The organism is Parendozoicomonas callyspongiae (assembly GCF_023502345.1).
Lineage (GTDB): Bacteria > Pseudomonadota > Gammaproteobacteria > Pseudomonadales > Endozoicomonadaceae > Sansalvadorimonas > Sansalvadorimonas callyspongiae.
Window position 1 is genome coordinate 46,243 of record NZ_JAMFLX010000016.1, and the last position, 14,276, is coordinate 60,518.

The following is a 14,276-nucleotide window of genomic DNA, read 5'->3' on the forward strand; positions in this document are numbered from 1 at the left end:
TTCTCAGCATATGGGAAAGTTCAATTCCAGCCAGTGTAGATTTTGCGGTTTTGTAGTTTTTGAACTGCAACATGGTATGTAAGCTGTTTCCTAAATCTGTGATCCAATTGTATAGTAACCTTCGTTTTTGAAAAATTGACACGATCAAGCTTTATCCGTGAAAGATAAAATATTGAAGAGCGGCATATTCAGGATGAAATGACCTGAGCTTGCAACAGAAGTATTTCCAACAGTAGTCCAAACCTAAAATGATCTATTTTAAAAAGTACATATTATTGCTTCTTTTTGTCCCATCGCTAGTTTTTGCTGGAAGATGGAGTGAGCCATTAAACGTTGTAAATGTTGAGCACTTTGCTAGTCAAGAATATAGAAGTGCTGGTGGATATAGTTTATTGAAAGCCGTATTTAACAAAGATATAGCTGATACAGAGAATTGCAAAGCAAGTAATTCAGCAGTGTATCCAGGTGACAATAACCGTCCTGACGTATGGACGCAGCCTTGGCTGGCCATTTTGTTATCATCTCAAGCACAGAGCAAGCAAGTTCAAATCTATATTGTAGGTTGCTTTGCGGATGCTGTTCTCTTTAATGGAGTACGTGTGCTTGGTAATTAATGAATTTTGCAATAATCGTTATATTTGAGTCAGGATAAAAAATGAAAATCAATCCCCTTAAATGTAGGTTTATAATAACCCTAACGATCATCTTGCTTTCAACTGTCAATGTTTATGCAGGAACCTATACTGGAAAAGTCCGTCCATATTTCTGGAATGACTCACTTTATTTGGAACCACTTTCATCAGGCGTGGATAAGCCATCGTGTGTAAAGAGAAGGCTATTAAGATTGAAGAGCAACAATATTGAAAGTGTTGCATTTACTCTGAAGTACTCAATGCTTCTTTCTGCGTGGATGAATAATAAGGAAGTTAAACTTCATGGAACAAATGAGTGTACATCAGAAGGTGATGAAATAATCTATGCGATTGTTCCGATGTAGTATATTGAGTGAAGTGGGTTGAACATGGAAATTTCTTACACAAATTTTATAGCATCTATATCTACAAGTAATGATTTCTATTGTTGATTTATATTTCTTTTCGATTCAGTACTTTTCTCTCAAAAGGGCATGTAAAATGACTACAAGGATTTTTTCTTTAGTATGTCTGTTCAGTTTGTCCATGAACTCAGCTGCAAACTACACGTGCTCGGGGCCTGTGTCGGGTGTTTCAATTGAACCTTCTAATGGTAATGTGATTGTCGAAAATATGGGAGGTCTTGCTTGGCCAAGACTTTGTAGCGTTGATCCTGATAATGAGATAAATGGAATTAGTGCATCAACTTGTATGGTAATTTATTCTACCTTAATAACAGCCCAGAAGGATAAGAGAGGAGTTGTTCTTTGGTTTAATGATGGGAAAGATTGTTCATCATCCAGTCACGCACCTTGGAGGCTTCTGACAGGTTGGTATTTTGGACCAAAGCTTCAGTGATTATTCAGGTGTAAGACAAAGGAGTATCACGCTTAATGAATGGAAGCTTTTAAGCCAGCAAAGGGACTATTTAAGGTTGTGTCGCAAAACTTTCAAGATATGAAAAGTCGCGATTCTCCAGATAAAATTATGCCGCCAAGGAATAGAAATACTCCTACGGCGTAATCGATTCAGAGTCCGGATATTGGCCTTTCCTCAACATATGAGAAAGTTCAATTCCTGCCAGTGTAGCTTTTGCGGTTTTGAAGTTTTTGAACTGCATCATGGGACGGGTAAGCCGTTTCACAAACCGGTGATCCTGCTCCACGATATTGTTCAGATAGTTGCTCTGATAGATAATGATCTTCGGGTCATTATCTTTGAGCTTGGTATTGATAGAAACGAGAGCGTAATTATTGGCTCCACTCTTATCAATAGCCACCTTCCCCGGCGGGCCATTTTGACGGATAGCCTTACGGAAGAAGGCTTTGGCAGCTTTTGTATCACGCTTTTTGGTGAGAAGAAAGTCAATAGTGTTTCCTTCTTTATCAACAGCGCGGTACAGATAATGGTCTTGGCCTTTGACCTTTATATAGGTCTCATCCATTCTCCACGAGTTCCCTACAGAGGGTTTGCTCTTCCGGTGACGGGCTTCCAATTTTGTGCATATTCCACAACCCAACGGTTGATGGTTGAGTGATCCACTGGGACGCCACGTTCAGTCAGCAACTCCTCAATCATGCGATAGCTGAGAGGGTAGCTGACGTACCAGCGAACAGTTTGAAGAATGATTTCAGTTGGAAATGGCGGCCGGAAAACTTTATCCGTTGAAGCTCGAAAAATGAAAAGTTGCGGATTTTGGATGGGATGATCTTAGTTTGCAAAAGACCCCCATTTTCTTTGTGGATATCTATATGAAAAAATTATTAAACGGTTTTGTTATTCGTCTTCTTATTCTTTTAGCGTTTTCCCCAGTTGTTAGTGCTGAACAAGCCAAAGGCGTCATTGAAGAAATTCAAATCTGTGCAACAGGAAGAACAGACTGGATAAGACTATTGCAGTTTAGAATTGGTGATAAATGGTTTTCAACTCTGGCAGACTATTACGGCCATTCAACGGGTGATGTAGATAATGAAGTTTCATCATCAATGCTATTTATGGCATTTTCTCAGAACCTGACTCTGGATGTCAGGTTTTCAGGAGGCTGGGGTGATTATGAGAATGCTTGCGGAATACCCCGGGGTAATTCATTTCATGCTGTGCGTGGGGATTATTTGCGTATCACAAAGTAAATTTTTTCTTAGGTTGAATAACTCATTAAGATATTAATCTGAGTTCTATATGAAACGATATATTCAATTTGCAGCGTTTTTCTTGGTTGAGGCTGGAAATAGGCCTGAAATTAAACAGTAATGAAATAATATTATTAATAAGGTTTTCTTGGATATGAAGAAAGTAATAACTGTTTGCTTGCTTCTACTTGCCTGTAGCACCCAGGCAGCTCAGAAATGGGTTGGGCCATTTACAATTAAAACAGTAGCTGAGTATTACTATGAACAAGGTAGAGTTTCAATTATCCGAATCACGGTGAGTGAAAGTACAGCCAATATTTGGCCAGGTATTCAGTGTTTGCCAACATCTCAAGATCATTCTTTTGGTGATTGGTCTGCATCGCATAGTGAAGGTTGGATGGCTCGTAGGTTTTCATTCGTAAATTTAGCTAAAGCCTTGGACAGCAAGGTCATGCTAAATGTTTCCTCTACTTGTGGATCAATCGTTGGCTTTCAATTGTGGGGTGAACTTTTATGCGGTGATTTATCGGATGAAGAATGTGTAGCTGCCACAAACCGTTTGGGAGGATAGATGGTGGTAACTGTGAAGAACTTTATTAAATTATCAATCATTTTTTTCTCTGTTTCCAGTAATGCTTATTCAGCTTCCTGGGAAAACGTAGGGTTAGTAACGCGGGTACATAGTGGTCACGGTATCGGCTACTTTCTATTCTCAACGGAAAAGCAAATTAATGTGAATGGTTGTGATAATCGATTTGGTTATGATGTAAATGAAAATTTGAAAAGCTCTGATCGAATCTATTCTCTTTTATTGACTGCTTATACTACTGGAAAACCAGTTGCTATATACATTACTGGGAACTGTCTTGGAGGACGACCTGAAGTCAATGCCGTTCAATTCACTGATACAGGATATTTTTAATTTTCTTTGAAGGTTCTTGGTTGGCCGCAAAACTTTAAAAAAATGAATAATCGCGATTCTGCAGATACAATTATGGGTTGTGTCCGTGCAACACACCATTCCTTAGTACCAGATTAGCCTCGATAGTGTAGAAGGTCTGTAATTTTGAGAAACTAACCTCCCCATGTGGCCCAGCCACCGCCAACTTCAAGAATCCTGCTACAGACCTCTGTAGCGGGATTTTTTCGTTGTGAAGTGCACAAAATCCCCTGTTTTTCAGGCTCTAAATGGTTTGGGAAACGTACCCTGCCTGTTCCGTAATATCCTCTGTTTTCCCCTTCAAATAACTGTTTTTGGCCCTGTCCTCTGTTTCTTCCGTTGAAAGAGAGTAACTCGCTACGCTTCCTGAAAACTTCTATAAAATCAGCAGGCTATAAAGGCCGTCTTTGCGCTTTCGCCTTTTCGTGTTCGTGAAATAAAGATGGTGGGCAGGTACGGGGCGAAAAGGTCGATTTCTCTATTTTTTACATAGAAAGCAGTGTCGTCTGGTTTCTGGAAAATGTTATTTTATGCATTGTTTCTGAATAGGTGAGAATAGAAAATGATTGAAGACGAAGAGCTGGTCATGTCTCCATTGTGCCAGACACTGGAGAAAAATCATTGTGCTGTTGAAATTCTCATATACAAAGGTATCAGTGATGAAAACTGGGTTCTTGAGCTGGAAGACGAGTTTGGCAACTCAAGTGTCTGGGATGATCTTTTTGCTACCGATAAAGCAGCGTTGAATGCGGCTCTGGAAGCAATTGATGATGAAGGTATTGAGGCTTTCATCGGTGAGCCATCACCAGAATCCAAACCCCTGACGGAAGAGGAGTATGCGATTGATCTTGCTGAAAGGGTGACAGCCTCTCTGCCTATGGCGGTAACGCCGACTAAGGCATTGATTCACAATGTGCGAAATCATGAAACACAGCCTGTTAAGCTGAAACCCCGGCAAAGATTACATGTCGACAAATGTGTGTATTTAGGCGATGAGGCGGGTATTGCTTGTTGCTGTATAGCGGCAGGTGAGCCTATTGTGTCTTCAATCACTCATTTGAAGCTTGATCCCAAACACCCCCTTTATAAAGAACTGAAAGATTACCAGCTGAAGCGCAAAGCACGGCTCGCATACGAAGGGCTGAGAAATGATGGATGCTTCCGGGTGGATTGAAGCTGATTGCACCTGTGTATCTACTCCCACTGCAGTAGCTTTAACTGATCCTTCCAGAGCGCCTGCACCCCATCCATAAAATCCGCCAGGGTTCGTCCGCCAATGCTCTCACCTTCCAGAATTTTCTCCTGCAGAATCGGAGAGAGCATGGTCAGGCGGAGGATGCGGGAGACGTAACTCTCATTTTGCTGGTAGTGGGTGGCCAGGGCCTTAACATTTTTAAACTCTCCATCTTCCAGCTTCTGCAGCCAAAGGTGAGCCTGTGCCAGCGCCCGCATCAGGGCTGTGTCTTCAATTGGTTCCAGAGCCAGTGGTTCCCCATCCGGGGTCTGGATATGTGTCCGGCCACCTCGCCGAATAAGGCGGATGGGAATAAATATTTCAAGAATCTTTTCTTTTGGGTGATAGGTTCTCTTTCTCTCACCTGTGACCTCTATTGTCATGCTGCATCTCCTGTCATATCGTTCGTGATCTCGGGTAATCCCTCGCTATGAAAGCGAAGGGTCAGCCCGGTGTCCCTAACGTCTATCCGCTCAATCAGCAGCTGGGCGATTCTCTGCTGTTCATTGGGAAACAATTCCTGCCAGATGGTTCTGAGCGTCTGCAGGGCTTGAACGGTCTGGTCGTAGCTGAGCGTACTTTCACTTTTCAGGCCATGCTGGTGGATCTGCAACAGGAGCTCAGGCTGATTGATCAGTTCTGCCACTTCCTGAATAACCAAGCGCTCAAGAGGCTCTGCAGGCAGAGGAAGCAGAATCTTCTTCCGGTAACCGGCCTTCAATGCAGTGCTGGTGGTGTAGTAGCGGTAGCGCTTGCCCCGACGTCGGCCACTGGTGGGCGTAAGAGCCTTACCGTCGGGGCCATAAAGTAACCCGCGCAGAAAGGCCGGGCTGTGCCGCCAGCGGGACTCTGTGCGCCGAAGAGACCGGTTGGTTTTGAATACAGCTTCGGTTCTGTCCCACAAGGATTGATCCAGAATGGCACTATGCTGGCCGGGATACCATTCCCCTTTGTGGTGGATCAGTCCCAAATAGATTTTATTCGTCAGCAGTTTGCGCAGGGTGCTTTTAACAAAGGGCTTCCCTCCCCAGGTGCTGCCATTCCTGCGCCGGTAAAGTTTGGTTCGAAATCCCATATCGTTAACCTGGTAACAGGTCTCCGTGAGGGACTTAGTTTCGATAAAGGTTTCAAAAATAATCTGGACAATTTTTTTCTCACTGCGATTGACCACCAGCTTACGGTCATGAACCTCATAACCCAGAGGAACAGCTCCCCCCATCCAGATGCCTTTCTTTTTGGACTCGGCAAACTTGTCCCGAATCCGTTCACTGGTAATCTCCCTTTCAAACTGAGCGAAGGAGAGCAACATATGGAGGGTCAGTCGGCCCATGCTGTCGGTGGTGTTCAGAGGCTGGGTGACGGATATGAAGGAGACATTGTGTTCATCCAGTACGCCCACCAGCCGGGCGAAATCAGAAATTGAGCGGGTAAAACGGTCGACCTTGTAGACGATAATGATATCAATCTCGTTACGCTCTACAGCAGCCATTAACCGCTTCAAACCGGGCCGTTCAATATTTCCTCCAGAGAAACCGCCATCCTCAAATTTTTCATCCACCAGCTGCCAGCCCTGATGCTTCTGGGATGAGACATAAGCCGCTCCAGCTTCCCATTGGGCATCCAGAGAGTTGAACTCCTGTTCCAGTCCTTCCTCTGAGGATTTTCGGGTGTATATGGCACAGCGTTTTATGGGTTCCGTTTTCACGAGCCGCTCCTTCCCTGATGTTTCTTATTCTTTCTCAACCCAAAAAATGCCGGGCCATTCCATTGGCTGCCGGTGATGAGCTTGGCAATACGGGTCAAACAGGATCAAGGGGTCAGGTCTTGCATCTTGCACTCTGAATGAGTGAGGCTATGTTTGCCCTACTTCTCATTGAGGTAGGGCATTATGAGTCGACCTTTACGTTTAGAGTATGAGGGTGCGCTGTATCATGTAACTTCACGAGGTAATGAGCGGAAGGCGACTTTTCTGGAAGATTCCGATTTTTCGCTGTTCCTTGAGGTGCTTGGTGAAGTCTGTGAACAGTGCAACTGGGTGATTCACTCCTGGTGCCTGATGACCAATCATTACCATCTGGTGGTGGAGACTCCTGATGCAAACCTCTCTGCGGGTATGCGGCAGTTGAATGGTATCTACACCATTCGTTTTAATCACCAGTATGGCCGGGTTGGGCATCTTTTTCAGGGGCGCTACAAGGGCATTCTGGTTGATAAGTCAGCCTACCTGCTGGAGCTAAGTCGTTATGTTGTACTGAACCCGGTGCGTGCCAGAATGGTGAGCCACCCCGGTCTGTGGCCCTGGAGCAGTTACAACTCAACCCTTGGCCTGAAGCCTTCCCCATCCTGGCTGGCGACTGATGCCATGCTTCTGCAGTTTTCCCATGAGCGTGAACAAGCCTGCCTGCGCTTTCAGCAGTTTGTTGCTGAAGGTGTGGGGAAACCTCTTTGGAATCACTTGCGTCAACAGGTGTTTCTGGGGGATGAACGGTTTGTGGAGCAGCAGCTAACTCTTGCAGAGAAGACCGGTGCAAAGCTTTCACAAGTGCCTCACCGGCAGAAACGGAATCCTGCCCGCCCTTTATCCTGCTATCAGGATGAAGCTGCCAGCCGTAATGATGCTATCTGTAATGCCTGGCAGTCTGGTGGTTATACCATGCAGGCGATTGCTGATTATTTTGGGGTGCACTCATCTACGGTGAGCCGGGTAGTTGCACGACATAAAATTTGATCCGGTTTTTATGAATCCTGTTGCGGGCAACTGCAGCAGGATTTTTTTATTGGACAACGCTTTATCAAAAATAATGGTGAGGTATCAATGGAGATAATTAAATTCGGTGAATGAAATAAATTTTCTTTTTTCTGAATGAGTAAAAATTCTAATACTTTTGTTCAAATGATGAAAATTTTCAATTCAAGTTTTCAGTGTTGCTAAAGGCGAATATTCAGCAGCACCATGGGGCACTAGCACAGCAGAGGTGGCCACCTTCTAACAGCAGGCTGGTTTTTTTGTAGCAGCGCCACCACTGAAAGGTGTTGTTGGTTTTAACGAATCTGAGCATGATGCTATCTATGGTGTTTACAGACGTTGTAATGATGTAATTGAAGGCCATGACCCCTCTTCTGATCGCGGAGTCTCATTACCTTCTCCAACAAACTTCGATAGTGAACTCAAAACTTTGAAGAAAGTAGTTATTGATATAAAAAAACGACGTCAAAAAGATAATGTATAGTGCCCGCACGCCCGTTAACAATTAGGTGGATGAACTGAGAGCTATCCAAAATCTCCCCGTTCTGGCAGTTCACTCACCTTTTAGGTATGAGGTAGTTGGTCTTCCAGATTAGAAACTCTCATCAGCAGCTGTATGATTTCTGCCTCAGCTTCCAGTAATCGTGCAGCTGCTTTATCACGCTGTATGGTTAGTACTTGGATGCGTTCACGAAGCTGGCGTGTCGCGGCTCGCTTAGCCAGAGTAGCTTGATGGACACTGGTTGGGCCTACTTTTGGGTGTGCCCGAACCCACTGCTTAATTTCTGCACTGAGATCTGGATACCTAACACTTCGGAGTGCTGAAGGGTCAACCCCAGCCTCTTTCGCTACATTGTTTTGTGACACGAAGGTGCCTTTGGGAAGCCGGTTCGGGGTATTTTTCTTTAATCGCTCAAATGCTTCGCGAAACATGGCCTCAGCTCGACCAGTCGTTTTCTTGGCTGGCATCAATAACCTCCAATGCTCTAGTCGCAGACTCAACCTGAGCTTTGACAGATTGATGAAATATACTGCCCTCATCCTCAGGCCTCAGTTGACGGTTGAGTAAATTAAAGGACATCCAAAAATTTGACAGTGAAATCCACTGATCTATTTTCCCTCTGGCCGTTATTTTTTCTGCTGGAGGAAAAGTATGACTAGTGCTCGCAGTGCTCTGATTGATCTGGACAGTACACCCTACTATCACTGTATGGCTCGTTGCGTGCGGCGGGCTTTTCTTTGTGGTGAGGATTATCTGACTGGGAAAAGCTACGAGCATCGCAAGCCCTGGGTGGTGGATCGGCTAAAGGAGCTGGCTTCGGTTTTTGCGATTGAAGTCTGTGCCTATGCTGTGATGTCAAACCACTATCATGCGGTTCTATATGTGGATCGTGAGAGCTGTCAAAAATGGAGCGACAAGGAAGTTTTGCACCGCTGGACCCGTTTGTTTTCAGGGCCTTTGTTAGTGCAACGCTTTTTGGCTGGTGCAGAACTGGGAAAGGCGGAGCTGACGAAGGTTTCTGAGTTTGCTGGGGAGTATCGGCAGCGCTTGCAAAGCATCAGCTGGTTTATGCGCTGTCTAAATGAGCACCTGGCCCGGAAAGCCAACGAAGAAGATGGCTGCAAAGGTCGTTTCTGGGAAGGCCGCTACAAAAGCCAGGCGTTACTGGATGAAGCTGCCGTACTTTGTTGTATGGCATATGTGGATCTGAATCCGGTACGAGCAGGACGAGCGACAACTCCGGAGAGGTCTGAGTTTACCTCGATCCAAGAACGGATTGAGCAGTGGCATGGCAGTGAAGGGAGAAAACAACCTTCATTATTAAGGTCAATGAAAACACCAACCCACAGTAGGAATCCCATCCCCTTTGCTTTAGTGGATTATTTTGAGCTGGTTGACTGGACAGGAAGAGCCGTTCGTGATGATAAGCGCGGTGCAATTCCAGAGCATTTACCACCAATACTTGCTCGAATGGGAATTGACCCTGTTGAGTGGTTAAAAACAATGCAACCTGAGGGGAATCGATTCACCAGAGTTATTGGTAAAGAAGCTTCACTGCGTGTTTTTGCAACACGATGCGAGATTAACTGGGTGCATGGCGTGAGTGCAAGCTCTCAGTTATTTGTTTAGGCCACTTACAAAAACACGATCTTACTAAGATTTTTCCTCTTGTGGTTAATGATTCTTTGATTGCCATTACTTCTCTTGGTAATAAAAGGGGGCACAGATTTGTTGCTCCCATTTTCTTTATGGATATCTATGTGAAAAAATTATTAAATCGTTTTGTTATTCGTCTTTTTATTCTTTTAGCGTTTTCCCCAGTTGTTAGTGCTGAACAAGCCAAAGGCGTTATTGAAGAAATTCAAATCTGCGGTACAGGTAGTGGGTTGATGCCTGGACAAGGGTGGATTCGAACCATTCAATTTAAAATAGATGGGAAGTGGTTTGGTTTAGCCGCTGATTATTATGGACATCCCACTGGGGATGTTGATAATGAAATATCTGTGTCACTCATTTATATGGCATATGCACAGAATCTTGTTGTTGATATCAAGGCGACAGATCCTTGGTGGGACTTTCATAAAGCCTGTGGAGTGTCACAGGGAGCTCAGTTTCATGGAAGTGCAGGGGACTATATTCGTATTGCAAGATAAAAAGCTAAAAACATGCGGCACTATGGGTGTTTAGAAAGGTTGTTTCGCAAAACTTTCAAGAAATGAAAAGTCGTGATTCTCCCTTTATAAAAGTACCGGTAGCTCTTGTTACCGGTACTGAAGTTATTCCTGTTGCAGTGAGGGCTTACTGACTTTGTCTCCCTGAACCTTGGCTTACACAAACGGCTTCCCGTTATTGCAACTCCAGCAGCTATTGGTATTCTTGTTCTAAATTCAGAGCTGCCTTTTCGTCCCTAAAAAAATGGAGTCATCCGTTGCCCACTCATCTCCCTGACGATTACCGAACTTGGCTTCAAGACATCAAAGGGCGTATCCAGAAGGCCCAGCAGGGAGCCACATTTTCTGTCAACCGACATATGATCATGTTGTACTGGCAAATTGGGCGTGAAATCCTTGAACGTCAAAGTCGAGAAGGGTGGGGAAGTCAGGTTGTCAAGCAGCTGGCGAAGGACTTGAAAGCCAGCTTCCCTGGCATGAAGGGCTTTTCCCGAGCCAACTTAATGTATATGAGGGCTTTCGCAGAGTCTTGGCCAGATTTTCATACTGAAGAAAATGTCCAACAGGCTGTTGGACAAATTCCCTGGAGCCATAATCTGCTGCTTCTCAGTAAGCTGAAAGAGCGTTCTCAGCGACTTTTTTATGCAGCCAAAACTCTTGAAAATGGGTGGTCACGTAATGTTTTGCTTCATCAAATCGAGAGTCGGTTAGTGGAGCGACAGGGCAAGGCTGTGAGTAATTTCCCCAAAACTCTACCCAGCCCACAGTCAGACCTTGTCCAGCAAACGTTGAAAGACCCTTACTTGTTTGATTTCCTTTCTCTCGGAGAGTCCGTTCGGGAACGAGATTTGGAAAAGGCATTGACTCGCCATATTAGCCAATTTCTGCTTGAGCTTGGTGCCGGATTTGCCTATGTGGGGCAACAGGTTCATTTGAATGTTGGAGGTGATGATTTCTATGTGGATCTTCTTTTTTACCACCTGAAACTTCGTTGCTATATCGTGGTTGAACTAAAAACTGGGGATTTCAAGCCAGAGCACGTTGGGCAGTTAAACTTCTATCTATCAGCTGTAGATAGCTTGATAAAAACCGAGGAAGACGCGCCCAGTATCGGTCTTTTGCTTTGTAAAGACCGAAACAAGGTTGTTGCTGAGTATGCTCTGAGGGATAACACAAAACCTATAGGTATTGCAGAATACCAGTTGGCACAAAGCCTGCCGGATGAGCTGGAGGGCAGCCTGCCCAGTATTGAGCAGCTTGAGAAAGAAGCTCTTTCCCTTCCTGCCGATGATGAGATGTAGCGTAGTTACGGACTCCCAGTTGGTTAAAAATAGAGAAACTGACCTCTGCATGTGGCCCAGCCACCGCCACATTCAAGAATCCCGTTGCAGACCTCTGTGGCGGGATTTTTTGCGTTTCTAGCTCCTGAAAAGCCCTGTTACTGCAGGCTTTCTGCCATTTAGGAAACGTACCTTTACTGTTCCATAGCGTCCCCTATTTGCCCCTTCAAAATGCCGTTTTTGGCGGTGTCCTCTGTTTTTAGCGTAAATAGAGAGAGAAGGTACGCTTCCTGAAAAAGACATTGAAATTAATCTGTTGCACGGTGCACTCACTGGGAAAAATTGTTCAGGGTTCGTGAAAATTATGTGGTAGGCAGATTGGTGCTTGAAAGGTCAATTTCTCAAGTTTGAACAATGAATAGGTGAATTGAAACAGGAGTACCACACTTCAGAATCATGACTCAGCTGATTGCAAATGTTTGAGTAGTTACTTATGTTTTGCTGCAATTTCTTGCTATGAAGTGATGTGTATTCACCCATGTCTGACCTGCATGATGCGATATCATTAGAGACTGTTGATACGCTGAAAAAAAACTACTCCACTTTCTTTGGTGTCAAACCAAAGCAAATCCGTAAGGCGTGGCTGGTTAAAGAGCTGTTTGAAGGGTTGTCTGACCGTTCGTTCTTGAGAGCTTACCTGAAAAAGCTACCAGACCTGGAGCTTACCTTTGTTCGAGAATGTGTTTTCAACTATCACGGGCTGGTGGATAGATCTCGTTTTAAGGCTAAATATGGGAAGTTTCCAGAGAAGCCAAGCCGTTACAGTTTTGTTTCTTATCATGAGCTTGCCGAATGTTTTGAACCATTTTTTTATCCGTTTGATCGGTATGGCCCGGCGCATATACCAGGCGAGCTGATCTTTACACTAAAACAGCTTGTTAATGAACCTGAGCCTTACATATTGAGTCCCTGTACTCTGCCAGAGCCTCTGCCTGAACACAATGTACTCTTTGAGCGTGAGCGGTCAGTGATGAGTGAACTCCATTCGCTGCTGGTTCTGTTTCAGGGGAAACAGGTAAAGGTCAGTGAAAAAACCGGAGCACCCTCTTCAGCGACTTTGAAAAAGGTGTCAAAAGAGATTCATGAATATTATCAAGAACCCTGTGACCAGGCTGATGGTATGGAGTTCATAGCTACTTATGGGTGGCTTCGGTTACTGGGTAACAGCAAGTACAGCAAGCAGTCAAAGTCCACATTGGTACCTGCCAGAAAAATCGATAAGAGTTCAGCGGACACGATAAAAGATATGTGGGATCAATGGGTGTGCAACAGCACCCATGATGAGTTCCGCCGTATAAACAAAATTAAAGGGCAAAACGGAAAGGGGAAGCGCTTCTTCACTGATGTGAGAGAAAGAAGGCACGTTATCATCGAGTCCCTGAAAGAGTGCAAAGGAAAATCATGGGTTTCTTTTGACGACTTCTCCCGCTATATGTTTATTACCGGAGCATGTCTGGAGGTCACAACGGAACCAGAATATCTTTATATTTATGGTTCCGATTATGGGGAGTTCTATAGTGGCTCCTGGGATAAGCTTGAAGCACGCTATTTGCGTTGTTTTTTAGTGGAATATGCCGCTACGCTGGGTCTGATTGATGTGGTCATGGCACCGCCGAACTCTGATGACAGTTACTATGATGATTATGGGGATATGGAATGTCTAAGCCGCTATGATGGTTTGCGATACTTCCGACTGACATCTCTTGGTGAATACGCATTAGGGCTGACAGGCCACTATAAATCACAAGAATCCTCTCCGTCCAAGACACCAATGTCCATACACCGCCAGGGGCGTATTGTTTTTGATAAGAACCCAACCTCATGGGAACAGCGATTTCTGTCGCTCTATGCTGATCAGGGTAAAGGAAATGTCTGGAATTTATCCCGCAAGAAAATTATGGAAGCTCTTCAGGTCGGAGGCAGTGTTGATGAGTTGCAAACATTTTTACAGGATCGGGAAGATCAGCCATTCCTGCCTGAAGATTGTGAAAGCATCTTAAAACAGACAAAAGCAAATCTTGATGGAGTGAAAATCCAGAGTGAAGCACTGGTTATCTCCTGTAAAAACCAGGAGATAGTTGAGTTGATTATCAATGATAAAGTGCTTTCGAAATGGTGTCAGCGATTAGGTAATCTTCAGATTGTTCTTCCCAAGAGCAAGGAAAAGCAGTTGAGAGAGAACCTGAATGCTATGGGAATCGGGTGCCATTGAACCTCTCCGGGGGAAGTGCCCGATTTACCTTTTTATTCTGTAAATATTTAATGAGCCGGCAACCGGCAACCGGCAACCGGCAACCGGCAACCGGCAACCGTTTTGAGGGAACGTCAGCTTATCGTAAACTGCGGTCCGCTTCGACTTTTCACAATTACCATAACTCTCTTCCCTCCGTATTATTGCGCCCTCTAAAAATGGTTCAAAGCATCATCGCTGTTTCTGCAATAGTGTGTTGTTTCTCGTGGATTGGTTTTTACTGGTATTCAATGAATGCCAGTGATGACATGTCTATGCAAGAAATGACAGAGCAGGCGGGCGGTAGCGTATCTTTTGACTAAAAAGGTATCGTGTTTACGATGCCTACCCC

The 14,276-nt window shown here is 44.6% G+C and carries 16 protein-coding genes; 11 read left to right on the forward strand and 5 right to left on the reverse strand.

The features are described 5' to 3' along the window. The first annotated feature begins 248 nt into the window (after positions 1-248). Both M3P05_RS12525 and M3P05_RS12530 read left to right on the forward strand, forming a co-directional pair. Positions 249-614, forward strand: a complete 366-nt coding sequence (locus M3P05_RS12525) for a hypothetical protein (protein ID WP_249700033.1) — start codon at positions 249-251, stop codon at positions 612-614. 41 nt (positions 615-655) lie between these two features. After that, positions 656-997 (forward strand): hypothetical protein, encoded by a 342-nt coding sequence (locus M3P05_RS12530; RefSeq protein WP_249700034.1) that lies wholly within the window; start codon positions 656-658, stop codon positions 995-997. Positions 998-1,644: 647 nt separating this feature from the next. Here M3P05_RS12530 and M3P05_RS12535 read toward each other — a convergent pair. After that, positions 1,645-2,312 (reverse strand): IS6 family transposase gene (locus M3P05_RS12535; protein ID WP_249700098.1). Its coding sequence is split into 2 segments (ribosomal slippage): positions 1,645-2,141 and positions 2,141-2,312, totalling 669 coding nucleotides; the frame shifts between segments, so codons are not numbered across the junction. A gap of 71 nt (positions 2,313-2,383) precedes the next feature. Between M3P05_RS12535 and M3P05_RS12540 the strand changes: the two genes are divergently transcribed. The 4 genes from M3P05_RS12540 to M3P05_RS12555 all read left to right on the forward strand — a co-directional run bounded on the left by M3P05_RS12540 (position 2,384) and on the right by M3P05_RS12555 (position 4,875). Then, a complete protein-coding gene (locus M3P05_RS12540; protein ID WP_249700035.1) occupies positions 2,384-2,761 on the forward strand; it encodes a hypothetical protein in 378 nt (125 codons plus the stop codon). 154 nt (positions 2,762-2,915) lie between these two features. Continuing rightward, positions 2,916-3,332 carry a hypothetical protein gene (locus tag M3P05_RS12545; protein ID WP_249700036.1) on the forward strand — a complete coding sequence of 139 codons (417 nt, stop codon included), beginning with the start codon at positions 2,916-2,918 and terminating at the stop codon, positions 3,330-3,332. Further along, the gene (locus M3P05_RS12550; protein ID WP_249700038.1) at positions 3,333-3,683 is read left to right on the forward strand and encodes a hypothetical protein; all 351 of its coding nucleotides are present in this window, start codon (positions 3,333-3,335) and stop codon (positions 3,681-3,683) included. A 580-nt stretch (positions 3,684-4,263) separates the two neighbouring features. Further along, on the forward strand, positions 4,264-4,875 hold the full coding sequence (locus tag M3P05_RS12555) for a hypothetical protein (protein WP_249700039.1): 612 nt from the start codon (positions 4,264-4,266) through the stop codon (positions 4,873-4,875). Positions 4,876-4,895: 20 nt separating this feature from the next. Here the strand turns inward: M3P05_RS12555 and M3P05_RS12560 are convergent, their stop codons facing one another. Genes M3P05_RS12560 through M3P05_RS21235 form a run of 3 tightly spaced genes read right to left on the reverse strand, consistent with a single transcriptional unit; the run spans position 4,896 to position 6,738 of the window. Continuing rightward, positions 4,896-5,318, reverse strand: coding sequence for a hypothetical protein (locus M3P05_RS12560; RefSeq protein ID WP_249700041.1), 423 nt, complete (start codon positions 5,316-5,318; stop codon positions 4,896-4,898). Continuing rightward, the gene (locus M3P05_RS21135) at positions 5,315-6,640 is read right to left on the reverse strand and encodes a recombinase family protein (protein ID WP_249700042.1); all 1,326 of its coding nucleotides are present in this window, start codon (positions 6,638-6,640) and stop codon (positions 5,315-5,317) included. Before M3P05_RS21135 ends, M3P05_RS12560 begins: the two co-directional genes overlap by 4 nt. Further along, positions 6,637-6,738, reverse strand: coding sequence for a hypothetical protein (locus M3P05_RS21235; RefSeq protein WP_408635910.1), 102 nt, complete (start codon positions 6,736-6,738; stop codon positions 6,637-6,639). The genes M3P05_RS21135 and M3P05_RS21235 overlap by 4 nt, the downstream gene beginning before the upstream one ends. A gap of 85 nt (positions 6,739-6,823) precedes the next feature. Here M3P05_RS21235 and M3P05_RS12570 point away from each other — a divergent pair, with 85 nt between their 5' ends. Further along, positions 6,824-7,663 (forward strand): transposase, encoded by an 840-nt coding sequence (locus M3P05_RS12570; protein ID WP_249700043.1) that lies wholly within the window; start codon positions 6,824-6,826, stop codon positions 7,661-7,663. Positions 7,664-8,245: 582 nt separating this feature from the next. Here M3P05_RS12570 and M3P05_RS12575 read toward each other — a convergent pair. Continuing rightward, positions 8,246-8,650: a hypothetical protein gene (locus M3P05_RS12575; protein WP_249700044.1), complete on the reverse strand. Its 405-nt coding sequence runs from the start codon at positions 8,648-8,650 to the stop codon at positions 8,246-8,248. 184 nt (positions 8,651-8,834) lie between these two features. Here M3P05_RS12575 and M3P05_RS12580 point away from each other — a divergent pair, with 184 nt between their 5' ends. The 4 genes from M3P05_RS12580 (at position 8,835) to M3P05_RS12595 (ending at position 13,906) form a co-directional block, all read left to right on the forward strand. Next, a complete protein-coding gene (locus M3P05_RS12580; protein WP_249700045.1) occupies positions 8,835-9,812 on the forward strand; it encodes a transposase in 978 nt (325 codons plus the stop codon). A 41-nt stretch (positions 9,813-9,853) separates the two neighbouring features. Then, on the forward strand, positions 9,854-10,336 hold the full coding sequence (locus tag M3P05_RS12585) for a hypothetical protein (protein ID WP_249700046.1): 483 nt from the start codon (positions 9,854-9,856) through the stop codon (positions 10,334-10,336). Positions 10,337-10,611: 275 nt separating this feature from the next. Beyond that, the gene (locus tag M3P05_RS12590) at positions 10,612-11,655 is read left to right on the forward strand and encodes a PDDEXK nuclease domain-containing protein (RefSeq protein ID WP_249700047.1); all 1,044 of its coding nucleotides are present in this window, start codon (positions 10,612-10,614) and stop codon (positions 11,653-11,655) included. Between the two features lie 517 nt (positions 11,656-12,172). Continuing rightward, complete coding sequence (locus tag M3P05_RS12595) at positions 12,173-13,906, forward strand: hypothetical protein (RefSeq protein WP_249700048.1); 1,734 nt, start codon at positions 12,173-12,175, stop codon at positions 13,904-13,906. Positions 13,907-14,276 lie beyond the last annotated feature (370 nt).